A 17907-nucleotide genomic window follows, 5' to 3' on the forward strand; every position below is an offset into this window, starting at 1 on the left:
CCGTCCGCACCGATCGAGGGCACCGGCTCGCGCAGAATGCCGCCGGGTGTGGACAGCTTGCGGGTAGCCGCGAGCGCCGTCCTGATCGCCAGCGCACGATAGCGTACATCGCCGGTGATGCGGGTGAGATCGCTCAAGCCCCCCAGCAGCACACCCTGGTTGTACGTGAAACGGGGCTGGCCGTTATTACGGCAGGCGGCATCGAGGCCGTCGTTCACCAAGCCGTCGCCGTCGATCATCGTCGATCCTTCGAACCACGCCCATGTCCGCAAGGCCCAGTCGCGATAGCTCGCCTCGCCGGTCGCAAGGTAAAGCTGCGTCGAGGCGTAGAGCAGGAGTTCGTTGGTGATCGCGTTCTTGTACGTCCGCTTGCGGTCCCACCAGATGCCGCCGCCGCAGCGGTCGTCCCAATAGCTGGTGACGATGCGCCGATAGGTCGTGCTGGCATAGTCGAGCAATTCGGGATCGCGATCGACCTGCCAGGCGTGAACGTTGGCGATCACCGCCCACAAGTCGTCGTCGTTGAGATAGAGCCCGGAGCGATTACGCACCGCTGCCGAGACACGCGTGTTCCAGCGATCGTCCCCGGTGCGGCGCGCATGGTCAAGCAGGGCATCGACGATCACGAAGCGTTGCCACGCCTCGCTCTGCGCCCAGCCGTCCGGCTTGCCCCACTGCCCGTCGAGATAGGACGCAGCCGCGCGGGCGCGCGGTGCCCATGCGTTGTCCTGCGCACGCGCGCTTCCGGCACAGGCCAGCGCAAGCAGCCCCATCGACAGGCCCACCGCCAACGTCTTCTTCAAACTGTGGTCTCCCCGCCGACCGGTAAGCGCATGACGCTCCACATAAGAAATGCCGGGGGCAGCGCCAATGGCTTTCCCTCGCACGGACCTGTCATTAGGACATAGGACATGAACAGAGCCCATCTGCTGAGCGCCTGCATCCTCGCCGCGCTGCCTTCTGCCGCCCTTCCCGCCTTTGCCGCCCCCGCCGAACGGAGCGCTTCCGCCATGCCCGAAACCGTACCAGACCTGACCTTCGACCGCGTCTTCGCCAGCCCCTCGCTGGATGGACCGCAGCCGCGCGCGGTCAAGGTCTCTCCGGACGGACGCTACATCACGCTGCTGCGCGGCCGCGCCGAGGACAAGGACCGCTACGACTTGTGGGCCTACGACCGCCGCAATGGCGAATGGCGCATGCTGGTCGATTCCCTCAAGCTCGGCTCCGGCCGCGCGCTGAGCGAGGCGGAGAAGATGCAGCGCGAACGCCAGCGCGTCGGCAGCCTCAAGGGCATCATCTCCTACGAGTGGACCGAGGGCGGCGATGCCGTGCTGGTCCCGCTCGACGGCGACCTCTACCTCGCCGGGATCGACGGGTCTGTGCGCCGCCTGACCGACTCCCCCGAGGACGAGTTGAACGCCGCGCTGAGCCCGAGGGGCGCCTACGTCTCGTTCGTGCGCGACGGGCGGCTCTACGTTGGCCCGCTCGGCGGGACCGAGCACAAGCCGATCACCCCGAAGGAAACCGCCGACACCGTCCACTGGGGCGAGGCCGAGTTCGTCGCGCAGGAGGAAATGGCGCGCATGGACGGCTACTGGTGGTCGCCCGACGATAGGCTCATCGCCGTCGAGCGCTATGACGAAGCGCCGGTCGGCGTGGTCACCCGCACGGCGATCGGCGCCGAAGGCACGCACACTTACCAGCAGCGCTACCCGGCAGCAGGCACGACCAACGCCCTCGTCTCGCTCCATGTCATGAAGCCGGACGGCAGCGGCCGCGTCGAAGTGGACCTCGGCCCCGACCGCGACATCTACCTCGCCCGCGTCAACTGGGCGCGCGACGGGCGCACGCTCTACGTCCAGCGCCAGAACCGCGAGCAGACCCGCCTCGACATGTTGGCGGTCGATCCCGCGACCGGCAAGAGCCGCGTCCTGTTCACCGAAGAGGCGGCCAGGGGCAGCTGGGTCAACCTCACCGACAACTACCGTTTCCTGAAGGATGGCAGCCTCGTCTGGTGGTCCGAGCGCGACGGCTACGGGCACCTCTATCATTTCCGGGGTGGCAAGTGGCAGCAGCTGACTTCTGGCAAGTGGATGGTGACCAAGCTGGTTTCCGTGGACGAAGCGAAAGGCCGCGTGCTGTTCCTCGGCAACCGCGACGACGTGCTGGCGCCGCAGCTCTATGCCATCGACATCGCGAAGCCCGGCACGCCGAAGCAGTTGACCGAGGCAGGCTGGGCCAATGCCGCATCGGGCAGCAGGGACGGATCGACGGTGCTTGTCACCCGTTCCTCGACGACGCAGCCTTCGCAGACCTACATCGCCGACGAGAACGGCAAGCGTCTGGCCTGGGTGGAGGAGAACAGGCTCGACGCCGCGCATCCCTACGGCCCCTACATGGCCCGACATAGACCGACAACGTTCGGCACGATCAAGGCAGCGGACGGCTCCGACCTGCACTGGATGATGATCACCCCGCCCCTCAAGCCCGGCAAGCGCTACCCGGTGTTCTTCGAGCATTACGGCGGCCCGCACGTGCAGACGGTGACGCGCGGATGGAAGGGCGCGCTGGCGCAGGCCATCGTCGATAAGGGCTACATCTACTTCGAGATCGACAACCGCGGCAGCGCCAATCGCGGCGTGGCCTTCGAATCACAGATCCATCAGGCCATGGGCACCGTCGAGGTGCAGGACCAGCGCGCCGGGGCCGAATACCTCAAGACGCTGGACTTCGTGGACCCGGCCAAGATCGCGACTTACGGCTGGTCCTACGGCGGCTACATGACGCTCAAGATGCTGGAGGCCGATCCGGGCCTTTACGCAGCGGGTATCTCCGGCGCGCCGGTGACGAAGTGGGAACTTTACGACACCCATTATACCGAGCGCTACATGGGCGACCCGCGCAAGGTCGCCGATGCCTATCGCAAGGCCGACACGCTGGACGATGCCGGGAAGATCGCCGACCCGCTGCTGCTGATTCACGGCATGTCGGACGACAACGTGGTCTTCGAAAACAGCACCACCCTCATCGCGAAGATGCAGGGCGAGGCGACGCCGTTCGAGATGATGCTCTATCCCGGGCAGACCCACGCCGTGCGCGGCCCGCGCATCAGCGTGCACCTGTGGAACAGCATCTTTGGCTTCCTGGAACGCCACGGGGTCAAGCCGGAGGAGTAACTCCGGACCATCACATCGTCATTGCGAGCGTAGCGAAGCAATCCAGGGTCGCGCAAACCGCCCTGGATTGCTTCGCTACGCTCGCAATGACGAGTTTGGTGAAAGGGTTAGGCGGCGGCCTTCCTGCGCCGCACCATCTCGCGCTCGTCCGAGCGTAGCGTCAGCACCGATACGCCGGTGGCGGTGACGGCGACGGTATGTTCGAACTGGGCGGAAAGCGAGCCGTCCTTCGTCCGCACCGTCCAGCCGTCGTCTTCCGTCCAGACGGTGCGGCGCCCGCGATTGAGCATCGGCTCGATAGTGAAGACCATGCCCTCGCGCAGCATCATCCCGGTGTTCGGCCTGCCGAAGTGGAGAATCTGCGGGTCCTCGTGCATCTCGCGGCCGATGCCATGGCCGCAGTATTCGCGCACGATCGAATAGCCGTGGCGCTTGGCGTGCTTCTCGATCGCCGCGCCGATATCGCCCAGCCTTGCGCCCGGACGGACGGTGCGGATGCCCATCCACAGGGCCTCGTAAGTGACCTGGACCAGCCTGCGCGCTGCCGGATCGACATTGCCAACCATGTAGGTCTTGCTGGAATCGGCGATGAAACCGTCCTTCTCCAGCGTGATGTCGAAATTGACGATGTCTCCGTCGCGCAGCACGTCCGACGACGACGGCACGCCATGGCAGACCACGTCGTTGACCGAGGAATTGAGCACGAAACCGTAGCCGTATTGCCCCTTGCTGGCAGGGCGCGACTTGAGATCATCGACGATGAACCGCTCGACGAGGGTATCGATATCGAGCGTCGACTTGCCGATGAGCGGCACGGTGTCGAGCATCTCGAACACCGAGGCCAGCAGGCGCCCGGCCTGCGCCATCAGCGCCAGTTCTTCAGGCGTCTTGGTCACGCGGCCCTTACCCCCAACGTTGGCGGCAGCACTCCGGCCGAACTGAGTTCGCGTTCCATGATCTCGGCGAAGCTGAGGCCGGGATTGGTCTCGCACAGCATGCCGACCTTGATCCAGTACGCGGCCTGCGCGTTGATCGAGCGGCAGGAGACCTTGCTCGCCCGGCGGACCTGTTCGTGCAGGTCGTCATCGATGTTCACGATGCCCATTGGGAAGTTCCATATATGATTCGTATATGAACCATATATCGCGGGCTTCGCGCATCGCAAGAGTGCCCCGCCACGATGGACTCGCGGCGGGGCGGGTAGGGGTCAGCGCGCCGGGGCGCCGAAGCGGAAGCTGGCTTCCACGCCCAGCGTGCGCGGACGCAGGCGGTTGGAGGTGATGTCGAAGCTCGTGGGCCCGATCTGCTGCACCTGGCGGAAGCTGGTGGCGCCGTTCTCGTCGGTCAGGTTGTCGGCGAACAGGGCGATGGTCAACTGCGCGAAGTCGACGCCGATCCGGGCATCCACGCGGTCGATGGTGTCGCCCGGCAGGAACGCGGCGTAGGACGAATTGCGGCGCGGCGAGCTGTGCTGCCAGCCCACGCGGCCGAACGCCTGCACGGTGTCGGTTATCGCCGCCGCATAGTCGATCGAGGCATTCGCGGTGAACTTCGCCACGTCGTCCACGGCCGAGCCTTTGACGATGGCAGTGCCCGCCACCGGGTCGGTGTACTCGGCATCGACGTAGGCCCCGCCCGCCGAGAGCGTCAGGCCCTGCACCGGCTGCGCGACGAGGCTCAGTTCGGCGCCCTTGGTGTGGGTGCCGTTGGAATTGACCAGTCCGTTGAAGGACGTTCCCGGGATCGGGATGCGGACCGCCACGTCCTTCCAGTCGCTGTAGAATACAGCGGCCTCGACCGAGAGCCTGCGCTCCCACAGTTCGGCCTTGGCGCCCACTTCATAAGTCCAGATCGAATCCTGGCTGAGCGCGGCCGGCAGCTCCACGCCGTAGATCGGGCCGAGGATCAGCGGCACCGTCGGCTGCAACTGGCCCGAGCGGAAGCCCTTGGCGGCGCTGGCATAGATCGTGGTGTTCTCCACCGGGTGCCACGCCACCGAGAAGCGCGGGTTCCACGACTTGTAGGTGTCGCCGGGCTGGTCGGTGACGACGCCGGAATTGGCCTCGAAGCCGCGCAGGCGGTCCTCGAAATAACGCAGGCCGGCGGTCAGGTCGACGGGCACGCCGGGCAGCGTGTAAGTCGCCTCGCCGAACAGGGCGCGGGCGCGCGAGTTGATCTGCGCGTCGTTGTCGATGCCGCGTGCGGGGAACTTGACGGTGTCGTTGCGCTGGGAATCGCGCGCATAGGCGCCCACGGTCCACTTGAGCGGGCCGTCGCCGGTCGAGGCAAGGCGCAGTTCGTGAGCGTCGAGTGCGATGTCGATGTTCGTCTCGATGCTGCCGATCGAGGACATGCCGCTCTGCGGCACCCCGAAATCGCTGTGGGTGTAGCTGTAGAACAGCTCCGCCCCGCCGAGATCATAGCGGGCGGTGGCGCCGTAAAGCTCCATCCGGCTCTTGCTGTAGGGCACCGTGCCGCGCGTCTGCTGATCGTCGTCGCGCGCGCTCGATCCGCCCGCCGGGAAGTCCGACTTCGACCACCAGTAGCTGCCGGTGATCGACAAGCGGTCGACGGGATCGAAGCGCAGCCTCGCACGGAAGGTATCGTAGGTCTGATCGTTGACGTTGGTTGCACCGGTGCTGCTGTTGTCCACCCAGCCCTGGTAGCGTTCATGGGTGCCTGCGACGCGAACAGCGAGCACTCCGGGCACGATAGGTGCATTGAAGGCACCCTTGGCGCCTGCGTTGGTGCCGCCTCCGCGCGTGTCCGAGACCATGCCGAGACCCTTGGCCTCCCACTGGTCGAGGTCAGCGCCGCGCGTAAGGATGCGCACGGTGCCGCCCATCGAACCCTCGCCGAACAGCGTTCCCTGCGGCCCGCGCAGGATTTCGACGCGGTCGAGATCCCAGGCGCGCACGTCCGGGCTGAGCGGCACGGTGACGCCAGTGAACGGCAGGTCATCGAGGTAGTATCCGTTCTCGTTGGCACCCAGCGAGGTCGAGATGCCGCGGATCGTGATCTTGGTGCCCAGCGCCGAACCACCGTCATAGATGCCGACACCGGGTGCTTCCTGCAGGAAGTCCGCCAGATTGGCCGCGCCGCGCTTCTCCAGCGCCGCGCCGCTGACCGCGGTGACCGCGATTGGCACATCGACCGCGCGTTCCTCGCGCTTGCGGGCGGTGACGATGATGTCGCCATCGGCATCCGCCGCACCGGGAGCCTGCTCTTGCGCCATGACCGGCGTGCTCATGACAGCCGCACAGACCAGCGCAACGTGACTGACCATACGAACCATAGAAATCTTCCCCCTGAGTCCCGAGACACGCACAAGCGGCCTCCCATCCAGAGGCGCGACTAGGCGATATTCCATAATCTATGGTTAAGATCGGGCTTACATTCCGCCGGGCCTTGGTTGCCGGCCATGCAATTATATAAACAATCACGATTGGTTTATTTTATCGAAGCCTTATCCTCTACCACATGGATCGGCGTCCAAAGCATGCTGCCGACCGCTATGGGAGAGGCCCTATGGTCACCGATGCCGAGATCGAGGATCTTGTCGCGCGACGCGACATTTATGCCGTTCTCACCCGCTATTCCCGCGCACTGGACCGCTGCGACGTGGACCTCATGCGCAGCGTCTATTGGCCCGACGGCACCGACAGCCACGGCGTCTTCGACGGCAATGCGGCCGACTTCGCGGACTTCATCGTGCGCGAAATCCAAGAGTGGTTCGAGGTCACCATGCACGGCCTTATGAACGTGCACATGGAGATCGCGGGCGACCGTGCCGCCACCGAAACCTACCTCTTCGCCTATCACAAGGTACGGGAAAGCAAGGCACAGGAAATCTTCGGTTCGCGCTACATGCGAATGTTCGCTGGCAAGGGTCTCGATCCGGCGCACCACACCTTCTACTTCGGCGGCCGCTATCTCGACCAGTTCGAGCGGCGTGACGAGGAATGGCGCATTCTCCATCGCAAGGTCGTGATGGACTGGAACGACAACCACCCCTCCAACGAAATCCTCGACGAGGGCATGTTCGCCAACCTGCGCCCCCTCGGCCAACGCGGCCCGGGCGACCCGGTCTGGGCCAACCGCCCGTGAGCCCCGCCCTCTCCGCCCGCGAACGGCTTGCCGAACTGGTCGCGGTGCGCGACGTGGAAGCCGTTCTGACGCGCTACTGCCGTGCCCTCGACCGCGCCGATCTTGCCCTCATGGAGACCGTGTACTGGCCCGATGGCGAGGACATCCACGGCATCTATGTCGGCCGTGCCAGCGAGTTCGTGCCCTTCATCATCGGCGAGATCACGCAGTATTTCGCCATGGGCACGCATTGCCTGCTCAACATCCACATCGAGGTGTCCGGCGATTTCGCCGTTGCCGAGAGCTATCTCTATTCCGCCTGCCGGGTTCGGGCCGGGATGATCGAGGCCCTGCTCGGAAGCCGCTACTTCGGCCGCCTTGCCGGTCATGGACTGGCCCCGGACAACGCGATGTTCGTAATGGCCGGCCGCTATCTCGACCGCCTCGAGCGTCGCGAAGGAGAGTGGCGCATCCTGCGCCGGCAGGTCATCACTGACTGGAACGACCCCCGGCCTTCGAACGAAATCCGCGACGAAGGGATGCATGCCAGCCTGAGGCCCATCGGCGAATGGGGCAGGAGCGACCCGGTTTACGCCAACAGCCGGTTCGCGGCGGATTAATTCGTCCGGCGCGGCGGCAGGCCCTTGACGCTGCCCTGCGGGCGAGGGCACGAGCGTGAGCCGCGTCCCTCTCCCATCATCGGGCCATGCAACGACCATGAACCTCGCTCGCAAGCGCATCGGCGCGGGCATCGATTTCGGCACCACCAACAGCGTCGCCGCCCTATCCCTCGATGCCGAGCCGCAGCCGCGTCTCGTCGCGCTGGGCGGATCCGACGGCGGCGGAGAGGTGTTCCGCTCCGCCCTGTGCTTCTGGCAAGAAGAAGGCGTGCCCGGCGGCCTCGCGGTGGAAGCGGGACCTTACGCCATTGACGAATACCTCGAATATCCCAGCGACAGCCGCTTCCTGCAGTCCTTCAAGTCGGTCGCCGCAAGTCCTGCCTTCGACAGCGCCTCGGTATTCACCAAGCGCTACCGGTTCGAGGACCTCGGCCGCATGTTCCTGGAGAAGTTCGCCGCCCATGCTGGCGGCGAACTCGACCGGCTCGATCGTGCGGTCATCGGGCGTCCCGTCCATTACGCCGGTGCGCGCGCCGACGAGGGGCTGGCCCGGCAGCGCTACGACGCGATGTTCGAAGGCTTCGCGAGCGAGATCCATTACGTCTACGAACCGCTTGCCGCCGCGTTCAGCTATGCCTCGCGACTGGACCAGGCCGCCACCCTGCTGGTCGCCGACTTCGGCGGCGGCACCAGCGACTTCTCGGTCGTGCAGGTCCGCGAGCCCGGCGCCGCCCAGCGCTGCGTGCCGCTGGGCCATGCGGGTGTCGGCATCGCGGGCGACCGTTTCGACCAGCGCATCGTCGATCGGCTCGTCCTGCCGCAACTGGGCAAGGGCGGGCAGTATCGCTCGTTCGACAAGGTGCTGGACATTCCCGGCGGTTACTTCGCCGACTTCGCCGACTGGTCCAAGCTGGCGCTGATGCGCAACCGGCGCACGCTGGACGAACTCGATCGCCTGCGCCGCAGCGCGGTGGACCCGGCCGCGATCGGCCGGATGATCGCGATGATCGAGAACGAACTGGGCTTTCCCCTCTACGATGCCGTCGGCCGCCTCAAGCGCGCGCTCTCCAGCGAGGACCGCGCCGAATTCCGGTTCTCGGGCGCGGGCGTGGAAGTGCAGGCCAGCGTCACCCGTGCCGAGTTCGAAAATTGGATCGCCGAAGACGTCGCGCGAATGGCTGCGGCGGTGGATCAGGCTCTCGAAACGGCGGGCTTGAGCGAGAGCGACATCGACCGCGTGTTTCTGACCGGCGGCACTTCGCTGGTTCCGGCTGTGCGGTCGGTGTTCTCCAGCCGGTTCGGCGAGGGCAAGCTGATGTCGGGCGGGGAACTGACCTCGATCGCGCACGGCCTCGCCCTCGTCGCGAGGGAGGACGATCCTTCCGCGTGGACGGCATAACCCTTGCCGATCCCTGCCCCAGCTGGAATAGCCTGCCCATGAGCTGGCACGCCCGACGCGAGAACTGGAACCCGCAGGCCGAAGACGCCCGGGAAGATGGCGATATCGACTATGCGCGGGTCATTCACTCCGCCTCGTTCCGGCGGCTGCAGGGCAAGACGCAGATCCTCAACCTCGGGGACAGCGACTTCTACCGGACCCGCCTGACCCATTCGCTCGAGGTCGCGCAGATCGCCGGGGGGCTTGCACGGCAACTGGCCAAGTCCTTCCCTGACCACGTCGCCACCGGCCTCCTGCCCGACCGCAGCCTGATCCATGCGATCGGCTGCACCCACGATTTCGGCCACCCCCCGTTCGGCCACGGCGGCGAGGTAGCGCTCAACTACTGCATGCGCGATGCGGGCGGCTTCGAGGGCAACGGGCAGACCCTGCGCATTCTCGCGCGGCTCGAATCCTTCTCCGCCAACGCTGGCGCCAACTTGTGCCGACGCACGATGCTGGGCGTGCTCAAGTATCCGGTGGCATGGTCGGCGGCCCGCAATCCGGCGCTCGTTCCCTCGCTGCTCGCCGGAACCACCACCATCCGGGTTCTCGACGCGCGTTCGTGCAAGCCGCCCAAGTGCCATTTCGACAGCGAACAGGACGTCGTCGACTGGATCCTCGCACCCGTTTCCGCCTCCGATCGGGACAAGTTCCAGGCGCTGGAACGCCCCGAAGGCAAGCATGCGCGCACCCTTCACAAGTCGCTCGATTGCACGATCATGGATGTCGCCGACGACATCGCCTACGGGGTCCACGACCTCGAGGATGCGATCTCGATCGGCCTGGTCACCAAGGACGCCTTTGCCGCCGCGATCGACGGCAAGTGCGCCTCGTTCCTCGACGCTCTCAAGGCGAAATACCCGGGCGAAAGCGAAAACGACGTATTCTCGCGCATGGTCGATGACCTGTTCGGCGACGCGAATACGCGCAAGCGCTATATCAGCCGCCTTGTGCACCATTTCCTGACCGGCGCACAATACGTCGAGGTGAAGGGTTTCCGCGAACCGCTGCTGCGCTGGCGCGTGGCACTGAAGGGGCCGCGCCGCGCGTTTCTCGATGCCCTGCAGAACTTCGTGGTGCGCGAGGTGATCACCAGCCCCGAAGTGCAGCAGCTCGAATTCAAGGGACAGGCCATGGTCGTCGCCGTGTTCGAAGCGCTGAGCGCCGATCCGGCCCGGCTGCTACCACGCGATGCACTCGGCCGTCTGGATGCTGCGGGAGGCGATGCACGCGTCATCTGCGATCATGTCGCGGCGATGACGGACACGCACCTGCTCAAGACCTACGAGCGCCTGTTCAGTCCGCGCATGGGATCGGTGTTCGACCGGCTCTAGGCGTGATTGCACGCATCCGCGCAAGCGACCGTGATATCGTCGAGCCCGACAGGCCACATATCTCCGGGCAGTTGCTCAATCCAGCGCAGCCAATTGCTCACGCCGAAACGAGCGCAGCTTGTGCGTTTCGCGGCTGCGTACCAGCGCCGCCCAGTCGGGGTTGGCGATCATGGCCCGACCGACCGCGATCATGTCGAACTCTCCTCGCTCGATGAAGGATGCGACCGCCTCAACATCGCGCGTCCTCGGCGCGCTTTCGGCTATGCCGCCGGTCGCCTCGCTCCGGTCATGCTTGAAGTCGTTTTCCAGCGTGACCGAGCCAACGGCAATCGTCGGCGATCCGGTGATCTTGCGCATCCAGCCCGCCAAAGTCAGGTCGCTTTCGGCAAACGCAGGCTCCCAGAAGCGCCGGGTCGAACAGTGGAAGGCGTCGACTCCCGCTTCGGCGATCGGCAGGAAAATGGCCTCGAGCTGCGACGGTGTTTCAGCAAGCCGCGCCGCGTAATCGAAACTCTTCCATTGCGACATGCGCAGCACGATAGGGAAGTCAGGCCCGGCAGCGGCCTTGCAAGCACGGATCAGTTCTACCACGAAACGCGTTCGCTCCCGTGCATCGCCGCCGTATCCATCACGGCGCCGGTTGGTGCGAGACCAGAGGAACTGATCCGGCAGGTAGCCATGCGCGCCGTGAATCTCGATGCCGTCGAAACCGATTTCCCGCGCTGCCTGCGCCGCACGCGCAAAATCGGCGATGGTATCGGCGATGCCTCGCTCATCAAGGACTTCGCCGCCGACCTCTCCGGTTCCCAGCAGGCCCGAAGGACCGACACGGGGCGGGCGCTGCTTCACGGTCTGCGGGTTCACCTCGATCGGAGAATCCTGAACGCCGACGTGCCAAAGCTGCGGCATGATGCGCGCACCGGCGCGGTGGACACCATCGACGATCGCGCGGCAGGCGGCGAGCGTCTGCGGCTGATAGAAAAGCGGGATGGGTCCGTCATGCGCTCCGGCCGCATTGACCGCCATGCCCTCCGTGATGATCAGGCCGCACCCGCCTGCGGCCCGGCGCGCATAGTATGCCGCAACGTCAGGACCGGGAACGCCTCCGTGCGAAAACTCGCGCGTCATCGGCGCCATCGCGATTCGGTTGGGAATCTCCAGACCGCCGATGCGACCGGGCGAGAACAGGACGTCGACGGCGCTCATGTCGCGGCCCCGTCAGCCGTGCGAGTGGTCGTCACGGTGGGCGGCAGACGCGTCGTCCCGCCGTCCGCCAGCCATCCGCCATCGGCGACGAGTTCGATGCCGGTCACGAAACTCGCGTCATCGCTCGCAAGGAAGGCAACGCAGGCGGCCATTTCCTCGGCGGTCCCCATCCTGCCGACGGGCTGCAACGCATCCATTGCCGCGCGCGCCACGTCCCGGTCCGGGGCGGACGAGAGGCGCCGCTCATGGATCGGCGTGTCGATGGCGCCGGGATGCAGGGAATTGCAGCGGATGTTGCGATATTCGCCGGCACAGCGTACCGCGACCGACTTCGTCAGCAGCCTGACTCCACCCTTCGTGGCGTTATATCCGGCCGACTGCGCCAACCCGACAAATCCCGCCATCGACGATATGTTGACGATCGATCCGCGCGGTCCACCGGGATTCTCGCGCATGGCCCGGATGGCATGCTTGCATCCCAGCATCGTCCCCGTGAGGTTCACCGCCAGGATGTTCTCCCAGTTTTCCAGAGAAACGTCCTCGATCGGCTCGGTGCTGGTTATGCCGGCATTATTGACGAGGATATCGAGCCGCCCGAAGCGCTGGATCGTAGTCCCGACTACATCAATCCATTGGTCTTCCGTCCTGACGTCATGGACCAGATGCAGCGCGGCGATATGGTCGCCCCCAGTTGGAAGCTGCAAGTCGGTCGAGACGACAAGCGCGCCCTCCTCAGTCAGCCGGTTTACGCATGCGAGGCCGATACCGGACGCCCCTCCCGTCACGATCGCCACGCGCCCTTCGAGCCTGCGCACAATCCGTCTCCTTGTATCCTTCTCCTGAAACGAGCTTATTCATCTCATTTAATTAAGGCAATCGACTTATTGAATTTTTCGAAAGGAGTACCAAGTTCGGCCATATTCCGGCTCTTATCGCACCCCGAAGATACCTTGAAACGCTTTATCGCGACCTATCATTAATCCCCCTTGCTTATTTCGACAGAACCATGAACTGCATCACTGCCGGGACGAGGGAAAGCCTTCGACCGGTCGATCAAGGCCGCACAAGAACGGCCACTGACTCTGGGCGAGGAAGCTGAACGGCCATGTCTTTGACGATTGATCCCCGTGACCCTTTGACCGTCTGGAATGCCTCGCTCCCCGCGTGGGTCATTCATCGGCCGGAACCCTCACGCGCGGAGCGCGCGGTGATGCGCCAGGAGATCGCCGAGGCGGCGATCCGCCTCGTCTGCGACTCCGGGCTGGAAGGCCTTTCATTGCGCCGTCTGGCCAGTGCTATGAATTGCAGCACCACGACCATCAACCATCACTTCGCCGATCGCCGCGAACTGTGGATCGCGGTCTATCGGACCACCATCCTGCGAACGCAGGCCCGCATCCGCCGCGCCTACGAAAGCAGCGGCGGGAGCCCCCTCGCCTGCGCGCTGGCGCAGATGCCGATTGATCGCGAAAGCCGGGAAGACTGGCACATCTACCTCGCCCAATATCACGTCGCGTGCACCGACGACGAACTGGCACGCGAAGAACGCGAACAGGTCCGGATCGCCTCGCGCGACTTCGCCGAACTGCTGCATCGAGAGCACGGAATGGCAAGGGACCGCGCCCGAAAGGCGAGCCGCCAGATCATCACCCTGCTTGTCGGAGTAGCCACGCAGGCTCTGTTCGAACCGCGCAGCTGGTCGCCCCGGCGGCAAAAGCGATTTCTTGAAGAGCAGTTCGCCCTGCTCGGCGTTCCGGCCTAAAAATTACCGATATCAGTTATCACCAAAGCAATACGAACCCTGCAACGATCAATTCGCCCTCATATGCACGAAAAAGACATCTGTTTTATCGATTATTTTCACGGATATTAACATTTCATTTTTGATACTATCGATAAAGACGTGAATTATTTTCAACATAATCAAAATCATTTCAATACATAATTAGATATATTCGTTAAAAAATCGAACTCATCGGATCGCCCTTTAAATGCAGCGTTGATCTGAACTTTCTTCGCCCCTTACCTTCAGCCCGCATCCAGTCACCGCACCGGATTGCGACGACACGCAAGGCGAGTGTCGCACAGCGCAGGAAAACAGCCGCGTCTGGCAGGGAAAGAGGAAACTGGGGGAGAGGCCGGATGAACCGAGGTCACGATTGGAAATGGAGTTGCGCCCTGCCGCTGGTGCTGGGCATTGCCGCCACGGCGCCGACTGAAGCGGTCGCGCAGGAGCAAGGCGGATCGAAGATCGCCGCAGAAGGCGACATCATCGTCACCGCCCGTCGCCGCGAGGAGACGCTTCTCGACGTGCCCGTCGCCATCTCGGCGGTGAGCGCGGTGCAGCTGGAGCGCAGCGGTGCGACCGACCTGCAGAAGATCGGCCAGATGATCCCGCAAGTCATCCTCGCCAAGACCGGTGGCGGCGGCGCCGGCGCCAGCTTCACGATCCGCGGCCTTGGCTCCTCGGCGCTCGATGCGGGCATCGACCAGACCGTCTCGCTCAACATCGACGGCATCCAGATCAGCCGTGGCCGCCTCGTCGCCCAGAGCTTCTTCGACATCCAGCAGGTCGAAGTGCTGAAAGGGCCTCAGGCGTTGTTCTTCGGCAAGAACAGCCCAGGCGGCGTCGTCTCACTCCGCACCAAAGGTGCGACGCCGACGCTTGAGGGCTATGGCCGTGCAGGCTACGAGTTCCGCGCACGCGAGCGCTTCGTCGAAGGCGGCATCTCCGGCCCCATCACCGACACCCTGGGCTTCCGCATTGCCGCACGCGGCAGCAAGATGGATGGCTACATCAGGAACGTTGCGGGACCGCTCGCCGTACCCAGCGCGCCCGACTTCCCCGGTGTCGGCGCAGCGCATGGCCGCGATCCCGGCACTCGCGAGGTGCTTGGCCGCCTGACCCTCGAATGGAAGCCGACCAACGACTTCGACGCCACGTTCAAGCTGTTCGGCGACCGTATGCGCGACAACGGCGAGACCGCCGGCACGGAACTGCTCTGCAACGGCAATTCACGCACGCTCGACGTGTTGAGCGGCACTTACGTGCAGGACCCGTACAGCGACTGCAAACTGAACGGCAAGCGCACGTTGGGCGCGATGAACCCGGAAATCGCCGCAGGCTATCCCAAGTCCAACGGCGGCGTGCCGCGCACCAAGTACGAATCGGTGCTCAGCTCGCTGACGATGAATTACCGTACCGATACCCTGGCCTTCGCCTCGGTCACGGGCTTCTGGCGCTACTCGAACGACACCTTCGACAATTTCTCGTTCGATTCCTCGCCCGTAGTGTGGGGGGCGAACAAGGACGCCTCACAGGCCTTCACACAGGAACTGCGCGTCAATTCCAGCTTCGACGGTGCACTCAACTTCGCGGCCGGCGTGTTCTTCGAAAGCTCCAAGCGGGACACGCGCGGCAACGGGATGCTCGCCAATGTCGGGCCGGATCCGCGCAACGGCCAGTACAACAACTGGCAGTTCCTGACCTTCAACAAGGGCAAGACCTATTCCGCCTTCGCCCAGCTCATCTGGGACGTGACCGATACCGTCGAACTGGCCGGCGGCGCCCGCTGGACGCGCGAGACGAAGCGCACCACGCAGGGCAACGGCTTCGTGAACCAGAACTTCGTCCCGCTGGGCATCACCGCCACCGAAGGCGTGTTCACCAGCGGCCGCTTCGCCGACGAGCAGATTTCGCCCGAAGCCACACTGACCTGGCGGCCAAGCCCGAACACGACGCTCTACGGCGCCTACAAGACCGGCTACAAGTCGGGCGGCTTCTCCAACCCCTCGATCCTGTCGGCCGGGCAGACCGTCGCCGACCTCGACTTCGCGCCGGAGAAGGCGAACGGCGGCGAGGTGGGATTCAAGGGCGAACTGCTGGGTCGCCGCCTGCTGCTGAACCTCACCGCCTATCGCTATACCTTCAAGGGCCTGCAACTCACCTCGTTCAACCCCTCGCCGCCTTCGTTCACCATCCGCAACGCCGCCTCGGCGCGGACCAGCGGTGTGGAGGCCGACGCCTCTTTCGCGGTGACGCCCGACTTCACCCTGCGGGGCGCAGTGGGCTACAACGACGCGAAGTATCTGAACTTCGATGCCGCCCCCTGCTACGCGGGCCAGACTGCCGCGCAAGGCTGCGACGGGACCATCCAGGACCTTTCGGGCACGCACCTCGTCCGCGCGCCGTCGTGGAACCTGACCGGCGGCGTGGCTTACGACCTGCCGCTTGGCGATGCGCTGGGCCTCGGACTGATGGCAGACGCACGCTACACCAGCGGATACTGGCTGCTCGAGAACCAGAACCCCGTCGGATACCAGAAGGGCTTCGCGACGCTCAACGCCACCGCCCGCCTCCACGCCGCCGACGACAGCTGGGAACTGGCGCTCATCGGCCGCAACCTGACCGACAAATACTACGGCGTCGCGGGCGCCGAGAAGCCCTTCGGCACGCCGGACGCCGTGTGGGTCAGTATCGGCCGCCCGCGTGAAGTGCTGCTGCAGGGCACGGTCCGCTTTTAAACCCAAAGACTTACGGGAGAACAGTCATGGCCCTCCACGACCCCAACGAAACCGTCCTTGCCCATGTGCGCGGGCAGCACCGCCTGTTCATCGACAACGAGTGGCATGACGCCGCTTCCGGCAAGACCTTCGAAGTGCGCAACCCGGCAACGGGCGAGGTCGTCGCCCATGTGGCGGAAGGTGAGGCGCAGGACATCGACCGCGCCGTGCAGGCCGCGCGCCGGGCCTTCGACGAACGCCGCTGGCACGGACTGCCGCCCGAAAAGCGCGCCGACATTATGTGGAAGCTCGCCGAACTGTTCGAGCGGGATGCACGCACCATCGCCGAGATCGAGGTGATCGACAACGGCATGCCCATCGCCTTCGCCGAATGGATGGTCGGCAGCGTGGTTCAGGGCCTCAAGTACTACGCGGGAATGATCACCAAGCTGGGAGGCCGAAACGCCTCCCCTGCGATCGCCAGCGACACGCTGAAAATGCACGCCTACACCAGCGTCGAGCCGGTGGGCGTGGTGGGCACGATCATCCCGTGGAACGGGCCGATCGGGGTGATGATGATCAAGCTCTCGCCCGCGCTGGCGGCGGGTTGCTCGGTCGTGGTCAAGCCCGCCGAACTGACCCCGCTGTCCGCGCTTTATGCCGCCAACCTCATGGTCGAAGCGGGCATTCCGGCAGGTGTGGTCAACATCGTCCCGGGTTTCGGCGCCACCGCCGGGCAAGCTCTGGTGGATCATCCGGAGGTCGACAAGATCAGCTTCACCGGCTCGACCGCGACCGGCAAGAAGATCGTCCAGTCCGCTGCCGAGACGCTCAAGCGCGTGACGCTGGAGCTGGGCGGCAAGTCGCCGGTCATCGTTTTCGACGACGCCGATCCCGAAGTGACCATCCCCGGCGCCGCGATGGGCATCTTCGCCAATACCGGGCAGGTTTGCTTCGCGGGATCGCGCCTGTTCGTGCAGAAGAAGTCCTATGACAAGGTCGTCGCAGGCATTTCCGATTTCGCCAAGGGCCTCAGGATCGGTCACGGCTTCGACCCCGCCAACGCCATCGGCCCGCTGATCTCCGAAGGCCAGCGCGACAAGGTCTCGCGCTATCTGGAGACCGGCGTTCAGGAAGGCGCCGAAGTCGTCACCGGCGGCAGCGCGGTGGACAGCCAGGGCTACTACATCGAGCCCACCGTGTTCGCCAACGTCAATGCCGATATGCGCATCGTGCGCGAGGAGATCTTCGGCCCGGTCCTTGTCGCGACGCCGGTGGACGACATCGACGATCTGGTGCGCGCCGCGAATGACACTCGTTACGGCCTCGGTGCCGGTATCTACACCACGGACCTCAACAAGGCTCACCTCACTGCCGCGCGGCTGCAGGCAGGCAACGTGTGGATCAACGGCTACGGCATGATGCACCCGGCGATGCCATTCGGCGGCTACAAGGAATCCGGCTGGGGCCGCGAGAACGCCGAAGACGGCATCCGTGCCTATCAGGAAGCGAAGTCGGTCTTCGTCTATCTCAAGGGTTGA

14 protein-coding genes are annotated in these 17907 nt (G+C 64.8%); 8 read left to right on the forward strand and 6 right to left on the reverse strand.

The window, feature by feature from the left end; all coding sequences use genetic code 11:
• Positions 1-803, reverse strand: an 803-nt coding sequence (locus tag LH128_RS13605; protein WP_008830221.1) for a glycoside hydrolase family 76 protein, incomplete at its 3' end; no start/stop codon positions are given.
• Between the two features lie 108 nt (positions 804-911).
• Here LH128_RS13605 and LH128_RS13610 point away from each other — a divergent pair.
• A complete protein-coding gene (locus LH128_RS13610; RefSeq protein WP_008830222.1) occupies positions 912-3176 on the forward strand; it encodes a S9 family peptidase in 2265 nt (754 codons plus the stop codon).
• A 107-nt stretch (positions 3177-3283) separates the two neighbouring features.
• On the opposite strand, the gene map is transcribed toward LH128_RS13610, so the two are convergent.
• The 3 genes from map to LH128_RS13625 all read right to left on the reverse strand — a co-directional run bounded on the left by map (position 3284) and on the right by LH128_RS13625 (position 6471).
• A complete protein-coding gene (map, locus tag LH128_RS13615) occupies positions 3284-4072 on the reverse strand; it encodes a type I methionyl aminopeptidase (RefSeq protein ID WP_008830223.1) in 789 nt (262 codons plus the stop codon).
• A complete protein-coding gene (locus LH128_RS13620; RefSeq protein ID WP_008830224.1) occupies positions 4069-4281 on the reverse strand; it encodes a ParD-like family protein in 213 nt (70 codons plus the stop codon). The genes map and LH128_RS13620 overlap by 4 nt, the downstream gene beginning before the upstream one ends.
• Positions 4282-4383: 102 nt before the next feature.
• Positions 4384-6471, reverse strand: a complete 2088-nt coding sequence (locus LH128_RS13625; protein ID WP_008830225.1) for a TonB-dependent receptor — start codon at positions 6469-6471, stop codon at positions 4384-4386.
• A gap of 233 nt (positions 6472-6704) precedes the next feature.
• Here LH128_RS13625 and LH128_RS13630 point away from each other — a divergent pair, with 233 nt between their 5' ends.
• The 4 genes from LH128_RS13630 to LH128_RS13645 all read left to right on the forward strand — a co-directional run bounded on the left by LH128_RS13630 (position 6705) and on the right by LH128_RS13645 (position 10657).
• Complete coding sequence (locus LH128_RS13630) at positions 6705-7283, forward strand: nuclear transport factor 2 family protein (RefSeq protein WP_008830226.1); 579 nt, start codon at positions 6705-6707, stop codon at positions 7281-7283.
• Positions 7280-7882, forward strand: coding sequence for a nuclear transport factor 2 family protein (locus tag LH128_RS13635; RefSeq protein ID WP_008830227.1), 603 nt, complete (start codon positions 7280-7282; stop codon positions 7880-7882). The genes LH128_RS13630 and LH128_RS13635 overlap by 4 nt, the downstream gene beginning before the upstream one ends.
• A 97-nt stretch (positions 7883-7979) precedes the next feature.
• Entirely contained in the window at positions 7980-9281 is a 1302-nt protein-coding gene (locus LH128_RS13640) for an Hsp70 family protein (RefSeq protein ID WP_008830228.1), read from the forward strand.
• A gap of 38 nt (positions 9282-9319) precedes the next feature.
• Entirely contained in the window at positions 9320-10657 is a 1338-nt protein-coding gene (locus LH128_RS13645) for an anti-phage deoxyguanosine triphosphatase (protein WP_008830229.1), read from the forward strand.
• Positions 10658-10732: 75 nt separating this feature from the next.
• Here LH128_RS13645 and LH128_RS13650 read toward each other — a convergent pair whose 3' ends face one another.
• Entirely contained in the window at positions 10733-11863 is a 1131-nt protein-coding gene (locus LH128_RS13650; protein WP_008830230.1) for an oxidoreductase, read from the reverse strand.
• Positions 11860-12678, reverse strand: coding sequence for an SDR family NAD(P)-dependent oxidoreductase (locus LH128_RS13655; RefSeq protein WP_008830231.1), 819 nt, complete (start codon positions 12676-12678; stop codon positions 11860-11862). The genes LH128_RS13650 and LH128_RS13655 overlap by 4 nt, the downstream gene beginning before the upstream one ends.
• Positions 12679-13073: 395 nt before the next feature.
• Here LH128_RS13655 and LH128_RS13660 point away from each other — a divergent pair, with 395 nt between their 5' ends.
• The 3 genes from LH128_RS13660 to LH128_RS13670 all read left to right on the forward strand — a co-directional run bounded on the left by LH128_RS13660 (position 13074) and on the right by LH128_RS13670 (position 17907).
• Positions 13074-13625: a TetR/AcrR family transcriptional regulator gene (locus LH128_RS13660; RefSeq protein ID WP_008830232.1), complete on the forward strand. Its 552-nt coding sequence runs from the start codon at positions 13074-13076 to the stop codon at positions 13623-13625.
• A gap of 380 nt (positions 13626-14005) precedes the next feature.
• Entirely contained in the window at positions 14006-16387 is a 2382-nt protein-coding gene (locus tag LH128_RS13665; protein WP_008830233.1) for a TonB-dependent receptor, read from the forward strand.
• A gap of 26 nt (positions 16388-16413) precedes the next feature.
• Positions 16414-17907: an aldehyde dehydrogenase family protein gene (locus LH128_RS13670; RefSeq protein WP_008830234.1), complete on the forward strand. Its 1494-nt coding sequence runs from the start codon at positions 16414-16416 to the stop codon at positions 17905-17907.

Origin of the sequence: Sphingomonas sp. LH128, assembly GCF_000293195.2 — a bacterium.
Lineage (GTDB): Bacteria > Pseudomonadota > Alphaproteobacteria > Sphingomonadales > Sphingomonadaceae > Novosphingobium > Novosphingobium resinovorum_A.